Below are 21858 nucleotides of genomic sequence, written 5' to 3' on the forward strand. Positions count from 1 at the left end.
AGTAAAAAATATGTCATTCGCCAACCTTATCATACAAAAAGAAATGATCCTGACAAATAGGATCATTCCATTTTATCATATGCCTCAATAATACGTTGCACTAACGGGTGTCTCACAACGTCCGTTTGTTCCAACGTAATGAACGAAAGACCTGATACACCAGATAAAATATTAGCAGCAATCGAAAGACCTGACTTTACCCCTTTTGGCAAGTCTACCTGTGAGGGATCTCCCGTAATAACCATTTTCGAACTAAAACCTAATCGTGTTAAAAACATTTTTATTTGAACACCAGTTGTATTTTGCGCCTCATCTAATATAACAAATGAATCATCAAGTGTACGCCCTCTCATATAAGCAAGAGGTGCAATTTCAATTACACCACGTTCCATCATACGTTGTGTATATTCTTGTCCAAGAATATCATGTAACGCATCATATAGCGGCCGTAAATACGGATCTACTTTTTCTTTCAAATCGCCTGGTAAAAACCCTAAGCTCTCTCCAGCTTCTACAGCAGGTCTTGTTAAAATAATTTTCTTTACATACCCTTGCTTTAAAGCTCTCACAGCCATTACTACGGCTAAGTATGTTTTCCCTGTCCCAGCAGGTCCTATCCCAAATACAATATCATTCTTTTTCATTGCATGAATATATCGTCTTTGCCCCATCGTTTTCACACGAATGGATTTACCTTTTGCCGTTTTAAAAATTTCCTCTTCATATAACTCTTCGAATTGAGCGATTTTCCCTTGTTGCCCAAGCTGAATCGCATACGCAACATCTCTTTCCGAAATTGATACACCTTTACGGATAACAACAAGTAACTGTTGTAAGATTTTTTCTACGAGCACCACAGTTTCATCTGCTCCAGATACACGAACAGATTCTCCTCTAGTCACAATCGATACACTAAGTTCTCGTTCAATTACTTTTAAATGAGCATCATTTACCCCAAAAAGAGCGATTGCTTCGTTGGGATTTTCCAATTGTTGGTTCATTTCTACTAATTGTTCTGCCATTACTCAGTCTCCTTGAATATCGGATTCAGATATTGGTTGTGGCTCTGCAATATTTTCAATCACTGTATAATGTAATGTAACCTTTAGATGATCCGCCTCAACCTCTTTACTCAAAATGTTATCACTTACAATCATAGCATGTTCATCCAATTTTTTCTTCAGTTCTTTTTCTGCCATCTCTTTCGCTACTCTCATTGCTTGTTTTTCCGTATATTCTCGGTTCGCTTCTTCCTCTTCTCGTACAATATCCTTCTCGTATGCAATTGGTAATGTAAATCCAAATAATTTCACATCATGTTTTACACTTTCAGTACGAGAGCGCTTATACTTATCCTGTCGAAATCCCCATATTTTTATTTTAGCACTCCCAAATTTAAGGAAATATTCATTGTATGCATTCCCAGTATACACTTGAAATTGTGTCTTTAACGGAACATCCACCTCAGATTTGTACCACGTTTCTCCATATACAATCCCTTTAGCTGAAACAACTGTCGGATTCTCCTCATTACCATACATCCCCGATACGAGAAGTTGCCCCTTTTCTACATGGTCATTTTTCATGACAACAGGCTTCCCAACTTCCACAAATGTTTTTGTAATAATCCCTTCTTTTTTTGCTACTAAGTTTTGTGGCTGTTGTTCACTTTCTTTTTTCGGTTCATTTTTTTCAACAATCTTAAAATGATATGTTGTCCCTCTTATTTCTAGCCCCGCCCAAGTAATCGCATTAATATTGTCTGTCAAATGACGTTGAACATCTTCTACACTCGGCATTTGGAACTGTAATTTCCCTTTTTTTATACCCATTTTGTCCAATTCTTTCATCAATATATATTCTGTTTCAGGTTTTGCTCCTGTAATTTCAATTTTCCACACCATATTTGACAATGCGATCATTCCGAAAAAAAATATTAAAAAGCCAATTAAAAATCCACTATTTTTAATTACACGCTTATTCCAAAATGGAAAGCCGTAACGTCCAATAAAATATAATTTACATTCATTTTTTCTATAAATTGGTTTTATCTTTTTCACATCTCGTAATAACATACAAAAAACTAACGTTTCATCAGCTATCTTCTTTACATCCCAAACGAGTAATTTCCTCCGCACACACTCGTTAACAAAGCGTTCCGCTCCTTTACCTTCAATTCGCACCTTTACATACCCAAGCCATTTTATAAACCATTTATTTTTCATCGACTATCTCCACTACCTTTCTAAAAGTAGATACACTACTTTTCAATTCGATTATCAAACTAGCTCGTACTAAAATTCTCATTAGGAGATTCCTTGACCCTCACTAATTATTAACCTTCACGAGCCAGTTTTTTTACGTGGAGCTCAATTCCCACCTATCCTCTTTGTACGAACCGAATATTGAGGCCAGAACGTTACCACCTGTTAATACAAGGTAACGAAGAAAAACTTCACAAACGGAAGTTCCTCCTCACTCCTCTTTCTTTTCATTTTCTAAAAACGTCACTTGTTCAATAATCCCTTCAAGCAACAGTTCTTCTGGAAGGATTGTTTTAATAACAAAGGATTGACCTCTAATTAATAATTGACCATGTTTCAATAGCAATCTTACCTCTTTATCTGAAAATACTAATAATCCTCGATGATTTTCTATATAGATATGTACTTGCCCAACAAGCGTGATCCGAGGTAGATCCATTAACACATCCACTGGCAGGTCTATTTGCTTCGTTAACCAATTCTTCATTTGTTCTAATTTTTTCATCTCAAAAGACCCCCTCTCATCCCATATGTATGAAAAAAGAGCTTGTAATATCACGTCCAAACTGAAAAAAGCATAAAAAAACGTCTCATACGAAATGAGACGCTTTTTTATGCTAATAGCTGGATAACCAGCTTATTCACAAGTGATCCGTCTGTTTTACCTTTTACTTTCGGCATAACAGCAGTCATCACTTTACCCATATCTGCTTTAGATGTAGCACCAACTTCAGAAATAACTTGCTTAATTATATCCGCTAGTTCTTCTTCTGTTAATTGCTCCGGCAAATATGCGCTTAAAATCTGAATTTCACTTTGCAGTTTATCAACAAGGTCTTCACGACCAGCTTTTTTAAATTCAAGGAGGGAGTCCTTATACTGTTTTACTTCACGAGCTAAAACTGTTAATTCCTCTTCTTCAGTAAGAGTATGTTGCAGTTTAATACCTTCATTTTGTAAAGCAGCCTTAACCATACGAATAACGGTTAATTTTTCTTTTTGTTTATTCTTCATCGCTTGTTTCATATCATCGTTTAAACGACCGAGAAGACTCATAACTTACACCCTCTCTTAGAACTTACGCTTTCTTGCCGCTTCAGATTTCTTCTTACGTTTTACACTTGGCTTTTCATAAAACTCGCGCTTTCTTGCTTCAGCAAGTGTACCAGTTTTAGAAACCGATCTTTTAAAACGGCGAAGTGCATCCTCCAAAGACTCGTTTTTACGAACGACTGTTTTTGACATTCTCTTTCCCTCCCTCCGAAACATCACACTTACATACTAACTTCAGCATGCAAAAAGAAACACTTCTTCAGCATGTCTTTTACGATTATAATACATTTTATCACTTCAGGTCAACTATTTGGCAGAATAAAAGAAGAATTGATGCTCTTCCTTTTTCAAAAACTATGTTGATAGCCTTTATCTCTTCCCCTAAAAATAAATATATTTTTATCACTGGATCTTTTTTATGCAAAGATACGCTCAAAAATCACTCATTTAACGAACAACCTACTGCATCTTCTTTCAATACTTAACTTCTCCATGAACGAAAAAAGCATGCAAACCCTTGTCGTTTGCATGCTTTTTATCCCGCTATTTATGGGCAGTAAAACTCCCATCTCAAAATTCGGCTGGAGCAAAAAGGTTAGATGGGAGTCGGGCTGCCCGTAAACGCCCGATTGGTAAGGGCTAATAATCAGTGGGGTTGAACACCCCCCACTGATTAAAGTTTCACTTTATTATGCGCTTGCTGATTCTTTTTTTATATCATCTTCAAGAACACGAACAAACTGCGCTTCGTTATATGGATAACCAGCTTTTGTAATTTTCACTTTTACTAGCTTACCAATCAATTCTTCAGATCCTTCAAACACAATTTTTAAGTAATTATCTGTATAACCTACATATAAACCTTCACGGTCACCATCTTTAAATGTCTCTTCCGGAATGATTTCAAGTACTTCACCTTCAAATCCAGAAGCATACTCTTTCGCTAATTGATTTGATAGCTCAATTAAACGGTGAACACGATCGTTCTTCACGTCTTCAGGAACTTGATCTTCCATACGTGCTGCTGGAGTACCTGTACGTTTTGAATAAGGGAAAACGTGTAATTCAGAGAAACGATTCTCTTTAATGAAATTGTACGTTTCCATGAATTCTTCTTCTGTTTCACCTGGGAATCCAACAATTACGTCTGATGTAATCGCAAGACCTGGTAACGCTTCTTTCAAACGATCTAAACGCTCTTGGAAAAATTCCATCGTATACTTACGGCGCATACGTTTCAATACAGTATTAGATCCTGACTGTAATGGAATATGCAAGTGACGTACAACTACTTCTGATTTATCCAACACTTCAATTACTTCATCAGAAATTTGACTCGCCTCAATAGAAGAAATACGAAGACGTTTCAATCCGTCTATTTCCGCTTCCATATCGCGCAGTAATCCCGCTAAGTTATACTCTTTTATATCTTCACCGTACCCACCTGTATGAATTCCTGTTAATACGATTTCTTTATAGCCCGCATCTACTAATTGCTGCGCTTGTTTAATAACTTCTTTTCCATCACGAGAACGCATTAAACCACGCGCCCAAGGAATGATGCAAAATGTACAGAAGTTATTACAACCTTCTTGTATTTTTAAAGATGCACGTGTACGGTCCGTGAAATATGGTACATCAAGTTCTTCGTATACACGTGTTTTCATAATATTGCGGACAGCATTAATTGGTTGACGCTCTTTACGGAATTCTTCGATGTATCCTAACATCTTCTCACGATCTTGCGTACCAACAACAATATCTACACCTGGAATTGCCATAATTTCTGCTGGAGATGTTTGTGCATAACATCCAGTTACACAAATTACCGCATCTGGATTTTGACGTACAGCACGTCTAATTACTTGACGGCTTTTTTTATCTCCAGTATTCGTTACTGTACATGTGTTAATAACATATACATCAGATTTTTTTTCATATTCAGTTCTTTCATAACCACCTTGTTTAAACAATTGCCAAATCGCTTCTGTTTCATAGTGGTTTACTTTACAACCTAACGTGTGGAACGCAACAGTTGCCATTGATTATCACCCCATCAATTCAAAATGATAAGAAGCGGCACTTAACGCATAAAGCGGAGCCGTTTCTGTTCTTAAAATTCTTGGTCCTAAACTACATGGTACAAATTTATGTTCACGAAGTGCAGTAATCTCTTCCTCCGCTAAACCGCCTTCTGGTCCAAATACAATCAGCAGCTTTTGTCCTGGTTTAATCGTCGATAAAGCTTTCGCAAAATTAGATTTCTCACCTTGTTTCGCTTCTTCTTCATATGCAACAAGACAAACATCATACTCGCTACTCATCGACAGCAATTGTTTAAATGATGAGGGAACGTGTACTTCTGGAATTTCACTTCTATGCGATTGTTCCGCAGCTTCTTTTACAATTTTTTTCAAACGCTCAACTTTTTTATCTGCTTTTTTCGCATCCCACTTTACAATAGATCGAGATGCTTGAAATGGTAAAAATGCAGCTGCCCCAAGCTCAGTTCCTTTTTGAAAAATTAACTCTAGCTTGTCTCCTTTCGGCAGTCCACTTGCAATCGTCACGAACACAGGAAGTTCGCTTGACGCCTCTACCCATTCTACAATAGTGGTATCCACAAATTCACTGGTAATTTCAGCAATTGAACACTCTGCTGTTTTACCATTTACACAGCAATAAATGTGGTCACCAGCTGACATACGCATCACTCTTGCGATGTGATGGACATCATCACCCATTATGCGAATACTTGTCTCATTTACATATTTCTCTTCTACAAAATAACGTTGCATATAATCACCTTAGTAGAGTTTCGTTCCTTTCGTAAGTCAACACTTACGAAAAGAACGAAACGTTATCATTTTCATATAACAAACGGCAAGTCCCTCACCTTATACGGTGAGAGACTCCCCCTGTTCTTTATAGACTAAAATCTATATTACGCATTTCGTGCAATAATTGCTACCCAATCTTCCATTCGAAGCACTTCTTCAATTGTAAATCCAGCTTTTTCTAACGCTTCAGAAATCACTTTTTCTTTCGCCCCAATAATACCAGATGTAATAAATAATCCACCTGGCTTCACAACTCTCGCTGCATCTTCAGGGAATAGAAGAATAATTTCCGCTAGTAAATTTGCTACAATTAAATCAACTGGACCTTCAATACCTTCTAATAGACTATTCTGTCCAACATTTACAATGTCATCTGTTTTATTTAAGCGCACATTCATTTCTGCACTTTCAACTGCAACTGGGTCTAGATCATACGCTTGAACAGAAGCCGCACCTAATTTTGCTGCAGCAATACTAAGTACTCCCGAACCTGTCCCCACATCAATAACAGTATCACCTGGCTGAACCGTTTTTTCTAATGCACGAATACACATCGTTGTTGTTGGATGTGTCCCTGTACCAAACGCCATACCTGGATCTAATTCAATAATTTTTTCATCTGGAGAAGACGGTGTATACTCTTCCCACGTCGGCACAATTGTGAATGTATCAGAAATTTGAACTGGATGATAATACTTCTTCCAAGCAGTAGCCCAATCTTCCTCATCGACTTCATTAATTGTAATATTTCCTGTACCAATTTCGATGTCGAAAGATGGTAGTGCATCAATAGATGATTTTACACCTGCAACCGTTTCGTGTAAAGAATCCGTTTGTGGGAAATATGCTTTTACCAAAACACCCTCACTTGGATATTCATCTGGATTAAGTGCATAAATCTCACCGTATTGTTGCTCGCGCTCTTTCGTCAACTCCGCTGGGTCCTCAATCGCAACCCCGCTAGCGCCTGCTTCATGCAAAATATGAGAGACAGCTTCTACTGCTTCTTCTGTTGTATGAATACTAATTTCTGACCATTTCACAATTTACCAACTCCATTTTTTATTTCCATTATTCCCCTTTGAAAGCACGTTTAAGCTTTCTGAATAAGCTATCATCCTGCTCTTCTTGCCCTGCAAATTCACGCAATAAATCTTTTTGATGCGAAGTTAATTTCGTTGGTACAACAACACGAACGACTACATATTGATCTCCTTGACCATATCCACGTACGTTCGGAGCACCTTTTCCTTTTAAGCGGAATTCTGTTCCCGTTTGTGTTCCTGCTGGAATTTTCAGCTTCACTTTGCCATGAACGGTAGGAACTTCTACTTCCGCACCAAGTGCCATTTGCGCAAATGTTAATGGCATTTCACAAATAATGTGATCCCCTTCGCGTTCAAAGAATTCATGATTTCTCACATGAACAACAACATATAAGTCACCTGCCGGTCCGCCATTTACGCCTGCTTCACCTTTTCCAGATACACGAATTTGTTGACCATTATCGATACCCGCTGGAATTTTAACATTGATTTTTTTGCGTTTACGAACTTTACCAGAACCATGACATGTCGTACATTTCTCTTTAATCATTTGACCTGTTCCTGAACAATGCCCACAAGCTTGACGGTTTACAATACGCCCAAATGGTGTATTTTGTTCTACACTTATTTGCCCTGATCCTGAACAATGTTTACATGTTTCTTTTGAAGTCCCTGGTTTTGCTCCACTACCCTTACAAGTATCACATGGATCCTCCACTGGAATCTCAACGTTTAATTCTTTACCAAAAATAGCTTCTTCAAACTCTAAAGTAACTTGATATTGTAAATCAGCACCTTGGCGCGGAGCATTTGGATCACGACGTCTGCCGCCACCGCCGCCAAAGAACGAACTAAAGATATCTTCAAAACCGAAGCCACCGCCGAAGTCTCCTCCGCCACCGAAGCCTTGATTTGCACCAGCATGACCAAATTGATCGTACTGCGCACGCTTTTGATCATCGCTCAATACTTCGTATGCCTCTTGTACTTCTTTAAACTTTTCAATTGCATTTTCTTCTTTACTTACGTCTGGATGGTATTTTTTAGCCAAACGACGATACGCTTTTTTAATTTCATCTTTTGAAGCGCCCTGGCTAAGTCCAAGGACCTCATAATAGTCTCGTTTACTCATAAATTTGCAACCCCCGAATCTTTCACATAAACGTAATTTTAACACCGAAAGAAAGTGCTTTGCAACAAAGTTTCCTCACTTACAGTATGCAAAATAAAAAACTTAAGATCCTCACACATTTCTTCTTATTCATGAAAAAAGCCAAAGCCAAGGCACGCTTGACTTTGACTTTTTGTCATCTTACTTATTTTATTTCACTGTATTACTTGTCTTCTTTTACTTCTTCAAATTCAGCGTCTACTACATTATCTTTTTTCGCGCCAGCGTCTTGTGCTCCTTGTGCACCTTCCGCTTGCCCTGCAGCCGCTTGAGCTTGCTCGTATAATTTAACAGTTAGTTGTTGTACGATTTCTTGAAGAGCATCTTTTTTCACACGGATTTCTTCAAGTTCGTTTTTCTCGATTGCCGCTTGTAATGCTTCTTTCGCTTCCGTTGCTTTCGCTACTTCTGCTGCATCTACTTTACCTTCTAAATCTTTTACAACTTTGTCTGTTTGGAATACAAGTTGGTCAGCTTCGTTACGAAGTTCAACTTCTTCCTTACGTTTTTGGTCAGCGTCAGCATTTGCTTCAGCTTCTTGTACCATACGATCTACTTCTTCATCAGAAAGACCTGAAGAAGATTGGATTGTAATAGTTTGCTCTTTGCTTGTTCCTAAGTCTTTTGCACGTACGTTAACGATACCGTTCGCATCAATATCGAATGTTACTTCGATTTGTGGAATTCCACGTGGTGCTGGCGGAAGGTCTGTTAATTGGAAACGACCTAATGTTTTGTTGTCAGCTGACATTGGACGCTCACCTTGTAGTACGTGAATGTCTACCGCTGGTTGGTTATCAGCAGCTGTTGAGAATACTTGTGACTTACTTGTTGGAATTGTAGTGTTACGCTCGATTAATTTCGTGAACACACCACCCATAGTTTCGATACCTAAAGAAAGTGGAGTTACGTCTAATAATAGAACGCCCTCTACATCACCAGTAAGTACGCCACCTTGAACTGCAGCACCTAATGCTACAACTTCATCTGGGTTTACACCTTTGTATGGCTCTTTACCAGTTTCACGTTTAATTGCTTCTTGTACAGCTGGGATACGAGTAGAACCACCAACAAGGATAACTTTATCTAATTCACTTGGAGAAAAACCAGCGTCTTTTAATGCACGACGAGTTGGCTCTAATGTTCTTTCAACAAGACCTGCTGAAATTTCTTCGAATTTAGCTCTTGTTAACGTTAATTCTAAGTGTAATGGACCAGCAGCTCCAGCACTAATGAATGGTAATGAAATTTGTGTTTGTGTTACACCAGAAAGATCTTTCTTCGCTTTTTCAGCTGCATCTTTCAGACGTTGAAGTGCCATTTTATCTTGGCTTAAATCAATGTTGTTTTCTTTTTTGAATTCAGCTACTAAGTGATCGATGATAACTTGGTCAAAGTCATCTCCACCAAGACGGTTGTCACCAGCAGTTGAAATAACTTCGAATGTGCCGTCTGCTAACTCAAGGATAGATACGTCAAATGTACCGCCACCTAAGTCATATACTAAGATTTTTTGCTCTTCATCTTGTTTTTCTAAACCGTAAGCAAGTGCTGCTGCTGTTGGTTCGTTAATGATACGCTCAACTTCTAAACCAGCAATACGACCAGCATCTTTCGTTGCTTGACGCTCTGCATCGTTGAAGTATGCAGGTACTGTAATAACAGCTTTCGTTACTGTTTCACCTAAGTATGCTTCAGCAGAAGCTTTTAAGTTTTGTAAAATGATTGCAGAAATTTCTTGAGGTGTATAATCTTTACCTTCAACTTCTACTTTGTAGTCTGTACCCATATGACGTTTAACAGACATGATTGTATTTGGGTTTGTAATCGCTTGACGCTTCGCAACTTCCCCAACTTGACGCTCTTCATTTTTGAAAGCTACAACAGAAGGTGTTGTACGGTTTCCTTCTGGATTTGGGATAACCTTTGGTTCTCCACCTTCCATAACAGCTACACAAGAGTTTGTTGTACCTAAGTCAATACCGATAATTTTACTCATGGCGAATCCTCCTACTTTTATGTAAATTATTGATTTACTTTTACCATTGACGGGCGAATCACACGGTCTTTTAGTTTATAACCTTTTTGGAATTCTTCAACTACCGCGTTTGATTCAAATTCACTGTCTTCCACTTGCATAATAGCTTGGTGTTCATTCGGATCAAACTGTTTACCAACAGCTTCAATCGCTTCAACACCTTCTTTAGTCAACGCTTCTAGCAATTGACGATGCACCATTTCCATACCTTGTAACAAGGATTTCGTTTGCTCGTCAGTCGCTTCCACTTGCATCGCTCTTTCAAAATTATCAAGAGCTGGCAAAATATCTGAAACTAGACTTTGTGCTCTATATTTTTCAGCAGCCTGTTTATCCATTTGGACACGGCGCTTATAATTTTCAAAATCAGCTTGTAGACGTAATGTGCGACCTTCCGTTTCCGTTAGTTTCGCTTGTAACTCATCTACTTTTTCTTGTAAAAGAGCAGCCTCACTTTTTTCTTCTACAGTTTTTTCACTGTTTTCTGGCGTGACAGCTTCTTCAACTTGCGCTTCTTTCACTTCTTCTACCACTTGTTCGTTACGCTCTTCCACAATTTTCACCTCCTTAAAAGGTATTAGGTATCATGCTTAGCATGATTACCTAAGCATTATATATTACACACAGCAATGAAAATTTCATCACTTGAGCGAATGTATTACTCTCATTTACTTTTTAAGTCCGTCTGTAAATTGTCTTGTAAATAACTGCAGTAAACTAATTACACGAGAGTATTGCATTCTCGTCGGACCTAAAATTGCAATTGTTCCAAGTTGCTCTTCTCCAATCGAATACGTTGCAGAAATCAAACTGCAATCCTCCATTGCCGTAGAAGAATTTTCTCTACCAATTTTCACTTGAATTCCGACTTGTTTATGACGCAAAATGTCATAAAACGCAGCCTCATTATCAATCATCGTCAGCAAAGATCTTACTTTGTGAATGTCATGGAACTCCGGTTGCGAAAGCATATTCGCTTTCCCTCCAAAGTATATCTTTTCCGATAACGGAACTTGAAATGTACCATCTAACATTTTTATCGCACTATCGTAATTATGAACATACCCACGTAAAACTGTAACAATCTCTTTAAAGATTTTATTATGAAGTTCTGCCATAGGTATACCAGATAGCTTTTCATTTAAAATGTTAACCATTTTTTCTAAATCTGATAAATCAACAGATTCCGGAACGGTAATCGTTTTACTTTGTACATGCCCTGTATCCGTTACAATAATAGCGACTGCTGTTTGACGATCAAGCGGCACAATTTGTACGTTTTTAAGTTTATTTGTGCTTAACTTAGGCCCGAGAACAATGGCCGTATAGCTCGTAAGCTCTGATAAAATTTGAGCAGATTGCTGTGCAACTTTTTCTGCTTCAAAAATTCTTTCAGCAAATAAATCTTTAATTTGTACAATTTCATCGTTCGGTAAGTTTTGCGGCGCTAAAAGATGGTCTACATAAAATCGGTATCCTTTCTCAGAAGGAACACGTCCAGAAGAACTATGCGTTTTTTCAATAAAACCTAATTCTTCTAAATCAGCCATTTCATTTCGAATAGTAGCTGAACTAAATGTGATTTCTTCTTTTTTAGCCAACGTTCTAGACCCAACGGGCTGCGCTGATCCAATAAAGTCATCAATAATTGTTTGTAAAATTAAGAGCTGACGTTCCGTAAGCATCTCATCATCACCTCTGTTAGCACTCTTTGTCTTCGAGTGCTAAATCTATTAATAACTTACCAAAATTGACATTCAATTGTCAACGGAAACGTCACGAAATAATGAAATTTTTTCACGTTTATGGGAACATTTAATTAGTCAATCAAAAATGACTGGAACACTTCATTTCCTAATAATTTTCCTTTTCGTGTTAAACGTACATATCCATCTCTTTCTTCAAGCAACCCTTGTTCTTGATTGCTTTGTAACTGCTTCGCGAAAACTTGACCCATCTCCATATTGAATTTCTTTTGGAACTCTATCTTGGAAACACCTTTTGTTTTTCGAAGTCCTAAAAACAACTCTTCTTCCATTTTTCTTTCTCAGTCACTTCATGAACATCTAAATAAGGAAAGCCTGTTTCATCAATTTTCGTGAAATATTGCTTGAGCGGCCCTACATTTTGGATACGTTCCCCATTTACATAACTATGCGCTCCAGCTCCAAACCCATAATACTCTTCATTATTCCAGTATGTGAGATTATGTCTACTTTCATTATCACCTTTTGAGAAGTTGCTAATTTCATACTGGCTATAACCATGTTTCTCCATTTCATCCATTACCATTTCATACATTTTCGCTTCATGGTCTTCACCCGGAAGTCTCAACTTCCCTTTATTCATTAAGTTATAAAACACTGTTTTCGGTTCCACAATTAATGAATATGCTGAGAAATGTTGTACACCAAGCGTAAAGGCAATGTCTAATGTTTCTTTTACATCTTCTATCGTCTGTCCTGGCAAAGCATAGATAATATCTACATTAATATTTGTAAAGCCCACTTCCTGCGCTTCTCGAATTGCTACAAATGCATCTTCCCTCGTATGTTTACGCCCAATCTTCTCAAGTAGCTCATCACGAAACGTTTGCACACCAAAACTAATTCGGTTTACTCCACCTTCTAGTAATAAGTTCAACTTCTCTTTCGGTAAGTCGCCTGGATTCGCTTCAAACGTTAATTCACAATTCGGAGCAAACGGACGCAAACGACGATTAATGATATCGAGTAGTTTTTTTGTCTGTTCCATGTTTAGTGCTGTCGGAGTTCCTCCACCAACAAAAATCGTTTTCATACTATCAAACGGTACTTTTTGAACCGTGTTTATTATTTCTTTTTCTAAATACTCTAAATATTGACCTACCGGTTGGCGTTCAATAAACACTTTATTAAAATCACAATAGTGACAAATATGCTGACAAAATGGAATATGAATATATGCAGCTTGTACCAAATATAACTCCTACCTTTCTAAAAAGAAAACCTCCGCGCTCCGGAGGGTCCTTTACTTTTATAACGTGTTACGAATTTGTTCCATTCGCATTTTTCCCCAATCATACATCATTTCAACGATTGGCAAAAGCGACATACCTAATTCTGTCATATAGTACTCAACTCGCGGAGGGATTTCCGGGTATACTGTTCGATCAATAATCCCATCCTCCATCAACTCTTTTAATTGATTCGACAACACTTTATGAGATATGCTCGGGAATAGTCGCTGTAATTCACTAAAACGATGAGGCCCTTCCACACCGAGATGCCACAATATCACAACTTTCCACTTCCCACTAATAATAGAAAGCGTCAGTTCCTTTTCACAATTAAAATTACCATTTTGTATTTTCTCTCGAATATCTTTTCGAATATTTTCGGACATTAATAATCTCCTAACTCTATATCAATCACTAAAAAGCTCTCTCACTATTGTAAATGAGAGATGCTAAGATGTCTAAAAAGTACTTAGCATATAAAAAAGAAGCCGAGCGAACGGCTTCTACTTTTATCACGATTGGTGCTGGCTAATAATTAGCGAAGAATAGAAAAATCCCCACTAATTATAGTTTCACTCTATTAGTTATCATCCATTTTCAGTACAGCCATGAATGCTTCTTGCGGCACTTCTACAGAACCAACAGACTTCATACGTTTTTTACCTTCTTTTTGTTTATCAAGAAGTTTACGCTTACGAGAAATGTCACCACCGTAACATTTTGCAAGTACGTTTTTACGCATCGCCTTAATTGTAGAACGAGATACAACTTTATTTCCGATAGTCGCCTGAATTGGCACTTCAAACTGTTGTCTTGGAATTAATTTCTGTAATTTCTCTACAATTACTTTACCACGGTCATACGCTGAATCACGATGTACAATAAATGATAAAGCATCCACTTGTTCATTATTTAAAAGAATATCCATTTTCACAAGTTTAGATGGTTTATAACCAATTAACTCGTAGTCAAATGATGCATATCCTTTCGTATTTGATTTCAATTGATCGAAGAAATCATATACGATTTCTGATAACGGGATTTCATATGTCAATGTAACACGTGTTTCATCTAAATATTGCATATCAATAAACGTTCCACGTTTCCCTTGGCAAATTTCCATTACAGCTCCAACATAGTCATTCGGAACCATAATTGCAGCCTTCACAAACGGCTCTTCTACACGATCGATAGACTGTGGATCTGGCATATTAGATGGATTATCAACAATAAGATCTTCACCGCTTGTTAAATACACTTTATAAATAACGCTTGGCGCTGTTGTAATTAAGTCAATCTTGAATTCACGTTCAATACGTTCTTGAATAATCTCCATGTGAAGCAACCCTAAGAAACCACAACGGAAACCAAAACCTAAAGCTTGAGATGTTTCAGGCTCAAATTCAAGAGCAGAATCATTTAATTCTAGTTTTTCTAACGCATCACGTAAGTCGTTATAACGCGCAGAATCGATTGGATATAAACCACAGAATACCATTGGGTTTAATTTACGATATCCTTTTAACGGCTCTACAGCCTGACGTTTCGCATGTGTAATCGTATCACCAACACGTGTATCGCCTACATTTTTAATAGACGCTGCCAAGAAACCTACATCACCTACTGTTAACTCGTCACGTTGCGTTGTTTTTGGTGTGAACACACCTACTTCTGTTACTTCAAATTCTTTTCCAGTTGCCATCATACGTACTTTATCGCCAACTTTTACCGTTCCATTTACAACACGGATATATGCAATTACACCACGGTACGGATCATATAAAGAATCGAAAATCATACATTGTAACGGCTCTTCTGAATCACCTGTTGGAGCTGGTACCTTTTCAACGATTTGTTCTAAAATATCTTCAATACCAATGCCAGCTTTCGCTGAAGCAAGTACAGCTTCCGATGCATCTAAACCAATTACATCTTCTACCTCTTGACGTACGCGTTCTGGGTCTGCACTTGGTAAGTCGATTTTATTAATAACTGGTAAGATTTCTAAATTATTATCAAGCGCTAAATATACGTTCGCTAATGTTTGCGCCTCAATTCCTTGCGCTGCATCCACAACAAGAATTGCACCTTCACAAGCCGCTAAACTACGAGATACTTCATACGTAAAGTCGACGTGTCCTGGAGTATCGATTAAGTGAAGAATATATTCTTCACCGTCTTTCGCTTTATACGTTAATTGTACTGCATTTAATTTAATTGTAATACCGCGCTCACGCTCTAACTCCATAGAGTCAAGCAATTGCGCCTTCATTTCGCGCTGTGCCAACGCGTTTGTTTTCTCCAAAATACGGTCCGCCAACGTTGATTTCCCGTGGTCAATGTGAGCAATGATGGAGAAGTTACGAATTTTCGACTGTCTTTTTGCTCTTTCTTCTTTATTCATCTATGTTCTCAACTCCTAATAGTCTCGCCAATATACACTAGCACTGATTATATCAATAGAGCAGCAAAGATTCAATGAAAACTCGTGCTGCTTACAATACAAATCACTCTATCTATATCTTATGCGAACAAACCATAAGAGACAAACCTTTTTCAAATTAAAGGACGGCTCTCTTACAAACATAAGACAACCACCCTTCCGCTATCCTTAACTAAAAATTCCTTTTATTGCCCCAACAACTATATCCGTTCCAAACTCTGTCATATCACGAGCAACACTTGCTATCGCCATACCGATACCTTCTACAACATTAAAACTTCTTAAGCTCTCTAACTGTTTTTGTTTTTCAATAGCCGAAAACGTCTCTCCCGAAATTTCCGATTCGGCCCCAGCGCCTTCTGTCCCTGTCATATGAGCAATTTGTTCATATGACAGCTGACGATACCCCTTCATACTTTTCAGACCATGATTAGCAAGTCCCACTCCAGCTATCATCATAAGCAAACATAAGACTGTACTGCATATACATAACAACGTAAATCGACTCAAACTATTTATGCCTCTTTCCATCAATGTGTATATGCCCCTGTATTATCTTGATCAATCTGATGATGCAGCGCTGCATTTAAACCGCTTGCTATTACATTTGCCATATCCTCGATAAACGCATCTACTTCTTTTGGGGTTACCATTAAATTATGACCAAGAGGAGATAACACTTCGTAAATCAACTTTCTCTTTTCTTCTTCTTCTAACGTACCAATAGCTCCTAAAAACATATTCCGACTCTTTTCATCCGGCATATCTTCTTCTGTTAATTTTTTCTTTTCTCCAAATGTAAAACCTGCTGGCAATAAAGAGCGTGACGGTTTGTTTCCTTCTTTCAGTTCCCGGCCAAAATGTTTCAAAATAAAATCAATTGTATCACTCGTAATCGAAACGGCATCTACCACAGTTGGCACACCAATTGCGATAACAGGAATACCTAATGTTTCTTTACTTAGTTCTTTACGCTTATTCCCAACACCAGATCCTGGATGAATTCCTGTATCAGAAATTTGTATCGTACTATTTACTCGTTCAATAGAACGCGCAGCTAATGCATCAATTGCGATGACAAAGTCTGGTTTTGTCTTCTCAATAATTCCGTAAATGACATCGCTCGTTTCAATCCCTGTAATTCCCATTACCCCTGGACGAATCGCACTAACAGGTCTGAAACCTTCTTCCACACTTTCAGGCTGCAATTTAAATAAATGCCTCGTCACCATTACGTTTTCTACAACTATCGGTCCGAGTGCATCTGGTGTTACATTCCAATTTCCAAGACCAACGATTAAACAACTCGCCTCTTTTGTAACTCCGACCTCTTCTAAAAAATAAGAAAACTCTTTCGCAAAAATACGCTCTACTTTTTGTTGAAGTTCCGTGTCTTGCTGACGTATACCTTGCACCTCAAGAGTTAAATAACTCCCAGGTTTTTTCCCCATCGACTCAGATGCAATTTCATCAATAGTTACTTTTGTAATTGTAACTCCCTCTTCTTCCCTCTCTTTTACAATAACTCCCTGTATCCCTTTTTGTTCTTCTTGGCGCTCTTGCAGCATTTGGTGCGCCTCTACAGCCAGGTCAGTTCTAACACTATATTTACTTAAATCTAATGGTTCTTTCATCGTATCTCCTCCGTAATTCATAGTAAATATCGTTAGATTTCCCCAAGTTATATTAGGTCATTCTTTCCTTTACGTGAAATTTCATTGATATACTATTGCAATTCTCTTCACCGTTTGATAGAATATCACTTGTTCTATGTAAGAATCGAGTCATTCGATTGCACCAGGGAGGTGAAAAGTATGGCAAACATCAAATCTGCTATCAAACGCGCTAAACTTAGCGAAGAGCGTCGTTCACATAACGCTTCTATCAAGTCTGACATGCGTACTGCTGTTAAAACTGTAGAAACTTTAGTTACTAATAACGATCTTGAAAATGCTAAAGAAGCTTTCAAAACTGCTTCTAAAAAACTTGACAAAGCAGCTCGTAAAGGTCTTATCCACCAAAACGCTGCAGCTCGTCAAAAATCTCGCTTAGCGAAACAAGTAAACGCGTAAGGCGTTTAAAAAACGATCCATTCGGATCGTTTTTTATATACACAAAAAAGTTCACGTACTAAGTACGCGAACTTTTTTGTATCACTACATATGATTTAACCGCATTAAGAAAAATTCAAGCACAAGTTTCTTATCCATCTTTCCAGTCTTCATACTATAATCAGCTTCCGCTAATTCTATAATAACTTTTTTCAATTCTTCAAAAGAGAAAAACTTCGTTTGATTCATCGCCAACTTTACCCGGTACGGATGTACACCAATATGTGACGCGATTTGATTTTGTCCGTAACCACGCTGTTGCAACTCTTTCACTTGATGCAACAAGCGGAATTGACTTACTAATAACGCGAGCAGTTTAATTGGTTCTTCCTGCTGTGTAAATAATCCATCTAAAATTTGCATCGCACCAGCGATATCTTTTTTTACCACTTTTTCTGTTAAAGCAAACACATTTTGCTCAACAGATTTCGGCACAAGTTCCGTGACAAGTTTTGGCGTAATTTCTCCGCCCATACCGACGTATAACGTTAACTTGTCCATTTCCTTCGCCAACATTGTTATATTACTTCCCACAAGCTCTAACAACAAACTAACAGCTGCATTATCAATATGCACATGCACTTCATCCGCACGAGAAACAATCCACTTCTGAACATCCTGCACTTGCATCGCATTTGCTTCTATTACATCCGCTGTTTTCTTTAATAGTTTTGTAATTTTTTTTCGTTCGTCTAATTTTTCATAAGGCGCAACAAAAACAAGAATAGAAAAAGGAGATGGCTCCCCAATATATTCTTCTAAAATTTTTATATTTTGTTCTAATTTTTCTTTTTGTGCCGTTAAAAATAATGGTGATTTTATTAATATAACTTTACGGTCTCCAAAAAAAGGAAGCGTACGTGCATCCTCAACTACATCTTCTAAATACGCTTCTTCCAAATCGTATGTCACAACATTAAACTCTCGATCTTCCTCTTCAAGCGCGTACGTTGTAATAAGTTTTATCGTTTCATTTATAAAATAGGCTTCCGTTCCATACAGTACATATAACGGAGCAAACTGTTTCTTTTTAATCTTCTTATGTATATCACTCATATTTTTTCCTACTCCCTAACTTGGCAATATATATTTATACTAATGCCCTAGCTTTTGTTTTACAAGTACAAAGGGACGGGCTTTATAACCCGCCCCTTTATTTATATAAAACGCCACGCAATAAGCCCCGGATTTCTTATTGGTGTGCGGTAATCACCTTCCCTTTATTATTTACAATAACAATCTTAGTATAAGTGCCAACTGTTAACATGATTGGAAATGAAAAATTCACGCTACTTAACTAACTAGAAAAAGTGTAAAAATACTCTATTTCGCTTCATATGGAAATTGTAGATTTTTTTCTGACAATATTTTATACTAAAATGGAATGTTGGGGAGGGATTCTAAATGAATGATTTTGAACAAAACGTTCAAAGTAAACGCAATGACGCTATTGATTCAGGGGTAGGATTTATCGTCTCATTTGGTTTTTTCGCAACACTTTTCATTATTGCAACTGTTATTAAATTCATCGGTTCTTAAAGGCTGCTGCTTAATGGCAGCCTTCTTTTTTCATCTTCTATGTGTTTCATCATATGTGATTTTACTTTGAAAGGTTCCTTTTTCTCCATTAAAAACATAGGAAATAGCACCTTGTTTATCCGTACGCCATATATCAATACCCATCTTCTTAAAACGCTCTATAACTTCCTTATGCGGGTGCCCATACCTATTACGCTCCCCCACAGAAATAATCGCTATACCAGGCTGTACAAGGCTTAAAAAAGGATCTGTAGACGATGTTTTACTCCCATGGTGGGCAACTTTTAAAATATCAGCCCGTAAATCAGGATATGTCGATACTATAAACTTCTCTCCTCCTTCTTCTAAATCACCCGTAAATAGCCATGTTAGCCCTCCTAGTCGGGCCCGTATTACAATCGAAGAGTCATTTTCTCCCTTTTCTTTCCCCCTTGGAGCTAATACGAAAAATTCCGCTTCATTTACCCTCCACCCTTCCCCTTCTCCTACTACACTTATCTTCATGCTCTTTTCTAACGCCTTTTTCTTCACCACTTTTTCCAATACAGCATCTTGTTCCTTTCTCCCAAATACAACTTCTTTTACAATAATAGATGACAGTAACTCCAGCGCAGCACCTATATGATCCGCATCTCCATGCGTTACAATTAATTTATCAATCTTTTTTATACCTTCTTTTTGTAAAAAAGGAACAAGAATATCATGCCCAACAGAAAATTCATGCTTTTTCTGTTGCCACGCTTCCTTCTTGACATGAAGGGCTCCTCCTGTATCAATAAGATAAACCTCTTTATCGTACGGAAGACGAATTAATATTGCATCTCCCTGTCCAACATCAAGGAATGTAACACTCCCACTTTCGCGAAAATATGGATATACATAATGACAAGTACTAATAAAAAGAAACACACCCACGACTATGCACAAAATTTTTTTCGTTATTACTCTTTCCCAAATCACAAATATACTAACGATACTAAAACAATATATAGCCACAAGAAATAAAGGAGTTTGACCAAAAGTAAGTCGGATGAAAGGGAAACTTTCACAGTAACTTAGAAAATCATTAGAAATGGTTAAACATAATGAAAGTACATATGCAATTCCTTTTGCGAACAATGGAATAACCGGCATACACATAAGAATAATAATGCTACACGGCAATACAATAATGGATAGAAAAGGAACATATATAAGATTGAGGAAAATGCTATAAGGAGAAAAATAACCAAAATGATATAACAAGATGGGGGTACTAGCGAGCTGTGAAATTATAGAAATGTAAATAGAATTTCGAACTACCCCATTACTACACCCTAATAATATCGGCGCAGATAGTAGTAAAGCAAAACTACCTACAAATGAGAATTGAAATCCAATGTTGAAAATAAGATACGGATCGTATGTAAGCATACATATAGCTGTTATACTTAAGGCGTCTAGACTAGATAAGCGAACAGAGCAGATGAAAGCTACCAACAATAAAACTCCTGTTATAGAAGCCCTCACAACAGATGGCGACGCCCCAGCTATGATCATATACAGAGGAATGCAAACTATAAGGCATACTGTTGCTATCTCTTTCGTCACACCACTTCTTAGTAAAATAAAATACATTATAACCATTAATAATACGATATGCGATCCTGAAATTGCTAACAAATGTATAAGACCAAATTGTTGATATTGCTCTTCTACTTCAAACGTCATTTGTTGTCGATCTCCAAATAATAATGCGTTCATAAATGCACCTGATTGTTCCGGGAACATCTCTGTAACTTTCGAGATGGTTTGTTGCCTGAGAAGGAAAATCCATTGCACGAGTGACAACGATGTTTTTTGACATTCAGAAATGTATGTCACATCAAATATAAAATGTATTTTTTGCTGATATAAATAATTACGATAATCAAAAACATGAAAATTCCGGGCAGTTTGTGGTTCTTTCACCTCCCCTTTAAATGTACACGATATACCTGCATGTAATTGTTGCAACTGCTTCTTTTCCGAAGCAGATTGTATTTTATAATTTAACTGTACTAAGTTTTTATTCTGATCCTCGATTTGAAAAGAGAGACGATCCCCATTAATTAGAGGTGTATTTTGCACGACCCCTCGTGTAACTTCGTAGGGCTCCCCTAGCGGCTTGTTTAGACTCTGAACATACGTGGTGTACATAGCGCCACTAAAACACGCTATTATACAAAAAATGAAGGTTTTACGCGAAGTACGATATAAACAAAATAAAACATAACAAACGAAACAACAAGCAGTCAACAAATGCGATGCGGAAAAGGTAATTGCAATCCCAATTATAAACGAGATTGCAACATAGCCCCATTGTCCATTCAACTC

General features: G+C 37.5%; 20 protein-coding genes and 1 pseudogene. 2 read left to right on the plus strand and 19 right to left on the minus strand.

Annotated elements, in window-relative coordinates; translation table 11 throughout:
- Positions 1–62 precede the first annotated feature (62 nt).
- From KPL75_RS08230 to gpr, 17 genes and pseudogenes are all read right to left on the minus strand, one after another.
- On the minus strand, positions 63–1022 hold the full coding sequence (locus KPL75_RS08230; RefSeq protein ID WP_002015189.1) for a PhoH family protein: 960 nt from the start codon (positions 1020–1022) through the stop codon (positions 63–65).
- 3 nt (positions 1023–1025) lie between these two features.
- A complete protein-coding gene (gene yqfD, locus KPL75_RS08235; RefSeq protein ID WP_219920276.1) occupies positions 1026–2225 on the minus strand; it encodes a sporulation protein YqfD in 1200 nt (399 codons plus the stop codon).
- A 250-nt stretch (positions 2226–2475) separates the two neighbouring features.
- Positions 2476–2769: a sporulation protein YqfC gene (yqfC, locus tag KPL75_RS08240; RefSeq protein WP_219920278.1), complete on the minus strand. Its 294-nt coding sequence runs from the start codon at positions 2767–2769 to the stop codon at positions 2476–2478.
- Positions 2770–2876: 107 nt separating this feature from the next.
- Positions 2877–3320: a GatB/YqeY domain-containing protein gene (locus KPL75_RS08245; protein ID WP_000054578.1), complete on the minus strand. Its 444-nt coding sequence runs from the start codon at positions 3318–3320 to the stop codon at positions 2877–2879.
- 15 nt (positions 3321–3335) lie between these two features.
- On the minus strand, positions 3336–3509 hold the full coding sequence (gene rpsU, locus KPL75_RS08250; RefSeq protein WP_000048061.1) for a 30S ribosomal protein S21: 174 nt from the start codon (positions 3507–3509) through the stop codon (positions 3336–3338).
- A 497-nt stretch (positions 3510–4006) separates the two neighbouring features.
- On the minus strand, positions 4007–5359 hold the full coding sequence (mtaB, locus tag KPL75_RS08255; RefSeq protein ID WP_219920281.1) for a tRNA (N(6)-L-threonylcarbamoyladenosine(37)-C(2))-methylthiotransferase MtaB: 1353 nt from the start codon (positions 5357–5359) through the stop codon (positions 4007–4009).
- A 6-nt stretch (positions 5360–5365) separates the two neighbouring features.
- Positions 5366–6115 (minus strand): 16S rRNA (uracil(1498)-N(3))-methyltransferase, encoded by a 750-nt coding sequence (locus KPL75_RS08260; RefSeq protein WP_002111902.1) that lies wholly within the window; start codon positions 6113–6115, stop codon positions 5366–5368.
- A 146-nt stretch (positions 6116–6261) separates the two neighbouring features.
- Positions 6262–7200 carry a 50S ribosomal protein L11 methyltransferase gene (gene prmA, locus KPL75_RS08265; RefSeq protein ID WP_002145700.1) on the minus strand — a complete coding sequence of 313 codons (939 nt, stop codon included), beginning with the start codon at positions 7198–7200 and terminating at the stop codon, positions 6262–6264.
- Positions 7201–7228: 28 nt separating this feature from the next.
- A complete protein-coding gene (dnaJ, locus tag KPL75_RS08270) occupies positions 7229–8335 on the minus strand; it encodes a molecular chaperone DnaJ (protein ID WP_219920283.1) in 1107 nt (368 codons plus the stop codon).
- Between the two features lie 202 nt (positions 8336–8537).
- Positions 8538–10373: a chaperone protein DnaK gene (gene dnaK / locus KPL75_RS08275; RefSeq protein ID WP_219920285.1), complete on the minus strand. Its 1836-nt coding sequence runs from the start codon at positions 10371–10373 to the stop codon at positions 8538–8540.
- Positions 10374–10399: 26 nt separating this feature from the next.
- Complete coding sequence (gene grpE / locus KPL75_RS08280) at positions 10400–10966, minus strand: nucleotide exchange factor GrpE (RefSeq protein WP_219920287.1); 567 nt, start codon at positions 10964–10966, stop codon at positions 10400–10402.
- A gap of 114 nt (positions 10967–11080) precedes the next feature.
- A complete protein-coding gene (gene hrcA / locus KPL75_RS08285; RefSeq protein ID WP_219920289.1) occupies positions 11081–12097 on the minus strand; it encodes a heat-inducible transcriptional repressor HrcA in 1017 nt (338 codons plus the stop codon).
- Between the two features lie 134 nt (positions 12098–12231).
- Positions 12232–13370, minus strand: a pseudogene (hemW, locus tag KPL75_RS08290) (radical SAM family heme chaperone HemW).
- 57 nt (positions 13371–13427) lie between these two features.
- Positions 13428–13796 (minus strand): winged helix-turn-helix transcriptional regulator, encoded by a 369-nt coding sequence (locus tag KPL75_RS08295; protein ID WP_070144903.1) that lies wholly within the window; start codon positions 13794–13796, stop codon positions 13428–13430.
- Positions 13797–13990: 194 nt separating this feature from the next.
- Positions 13991–15814, minus strand: a complete 1824-nt coding sequence (lepA, locus tag KPL75_RS08300) for an elongation factor 4 (RefSeq protein ID WP_219920291.1) — start codon at positions 15812–15814, stop codon at positions 13991–13993.
- A gap of 207 nt (positions 15815–16021) precedes the next feature.
- Positions 16022–16384: a YqxA family protein gene (locus tag KPL75_RS08305; RefSeq protein ID WP_219920293.1), complete on the minus strand. Its 363-nt coding sequence runs from the start codon at positions 16382–16384 to the stop codon at positions 16022–16024.
- Entirely contained in the window at positions 16384–17487 is a 1104-nt protein-coding gene (gpr, locus tag KPL75_RS08310) for a GPR endopeptidase (protein ID WP_219920295.1), read from the minus strand. The genes KPL75_RS08305 and gpr overlap by 1 nt, the downstream gene beginning before the upstream one ends.
- Positions 17488–17667: 180 nt before the next feature.
- On the opposite strand from gpr, the gene rpsT reads away from it, so the two are divergent.
- Positions 17668–17925, plus strand: coding sequence for a 30S ribosomal protein S20 (gene rpsT / locus KPL75_RS08315; RefSeq protein WP_002088694.1), 258 nt, complete (start codon positions 17668–17670; stop codon positions 17923–17925).
- 84 nt (positions 17926–18009) lie between these two features.
- On the opposite strand, the gene holA is transcribed toward rpsT, so the two are convergent.
- Positions 18010–19020 (minus strand): DNA polymerase III subunit delta, encoded by a 1011-nt coding sequence (gene holA, locus KPL75_RS08320; RefSeq protein WP_219920298.1) that lies wholly within the window; start codon positions 19018–19020, stop codon positions 18010–18012.
- A gap of 348 nt (positions 19021–19368) precedes the next feature.
- On the opposite strand from holA, the gene KPL75_RS08325 reads away from it, so the two are divergent.
- Positions 19369–19503: a YqzM family protein gene (locus tag KPL75_RS08325; RefSeq protein WP_000997609.1), complete on the plus strand. Its 135-nt coding sequence runs from the start codon at positions 19369–19371 to the stop codon at positions 19501–19503.
- 30 nt (positions 19504–19533) lie between these two features.
- Here KPL75_RS08325 and KPL75_RS08330 read toward each other — a convergent pair whose 3' ends face one another.
- On the minus strand, positions 19534–21855 hold the full coding sequence (locus KPL75_RS08330) for a DNA internalization-related competence protein ComEC/Rec2 (RefSeq protein WP_219920300.1): 2322 nt from the start codon (positions 21853–21855) through the stop codon (positions 19534–19536).
- Positions 21856–21858 lie beyond the last annotated feature (3 nt).

Origin of the sequence: Bacillus sp. NP247, from assembly GCF_018966865.1 — a bacterium.
Classification (GTDB): domain Bacteria; phylum Bacillota; class Bacilli; order Bacillales; family Bacillaceae_G; genus Bacillus_A.

Coding starts and splice junctions, on each gene's coding strand:
- KPL75_RS08305 (WP_219920293.1), bottom strand. CDS start 16,384: ATGGAAAGAGGCATAAATAGTTTGAGTCGATTTACGTTGTTATGTATA.
- lepA (WP_219920291.1), bottom strand. CDS start 15,814: ATGAATAAAGAAGAAAGAGCAAAAAGACAGTCGAAAATTCGTAACTTC.
- gpr (WP_219920295.1), bottom strand. CDS start 17,487: ATGAAAGAACCATTAGATTTAAGTAAATATAGTGTTAGAACTGACCTG.
- KPL75_RS08245 (WP_000054578.1), bottom strand. CDS start 3,320: ATGAGTCTTCTCGGTCGTTTAAACGATGATATGAAACAAGCGATGAAG.
- dnaJ (WP_219920283.1), bottom strand. CDS start 8,335: ATGAGTAAACGAGACTATTATGAGGTCCTTGGACTTAGCCAGGGCGCT.
- KPL75_RS08325 (WP_000997609.1), top strand. CDS start 19,369: ATGAATGATTTTGAACAAAACGTTCAAAGTAAACGCAATGACGCTATT.
- dnaK (WP_219920285.1), bottom strand. CDS start 10,373: ATGAGTAAAATTATCGGTATTGACTTAGGTACAACAAACTCTTGTGTA.
- KPL75_RS08295 (WP_070144903.1), bottom strand. CDS start 13,796: ATGTCCGAAAATATTCGAAAAGATATTCGAGAGAAAATACAAAATGGT.
- rpsT (WP_002088694.1), top strand. CDS start 17,668: ATGGCAAACATCAAATCTGCTATCAAACGCGCTAAACTTAGCGAAGAG.
- mtaB (WP_219920281.1), bottom strand. CDS start 5,359: ATGGCAACTGTTGCGTTCCACACGTTAGGTTGTAAAGTAAACCACTAT.
- hrcA (WP_219920289.1), bottom strand. CDS start 12,097: ATGCTTACGGAACGTCAGCTCTTAATTTTACAAACAATTATTGATGAC.
- KPL75_RS08230 (WP_002015189.1), bottom strand. CDS start 1,022: ATGGCAGAACAATTAGTAGAAATGAACCAACAATTGGAAAATCCCAAC.
- rpsU (WP_000048061.1), bottom strand. CDS start 3,509: ATGTCAAAAACAGTCGTTCGTAAAAACGAGTCTTTGGAGGATGCACTT.
- yqfD (WP_219920276.1), bottom strand. CDS start 2,225: ATGAAAAATAAATGGTTTATAAAATGGCTTGGGTATGTAAAGGTGCGA.
- holA (WP_219920298.1), bottom strand. CDS start 19,020: ATGAGTGATATACATAAGAAGATTAAAAAGAAACAGTTTGCTCCGTTA.
- yqfC (WP_219920278.1), bottom strand. CDS start 2,769: ATGAAAAAATTAGAACAAATGAAGAATTGGTTAACGAAGCAAATAGAC.
- KPL75_RS08260 (WP_002111902.1), bottom strand. CDS start 6,115: ATGCAACGTTATTTTGTAGAAGAGAAATATGTAAATGAGACAAGTATT.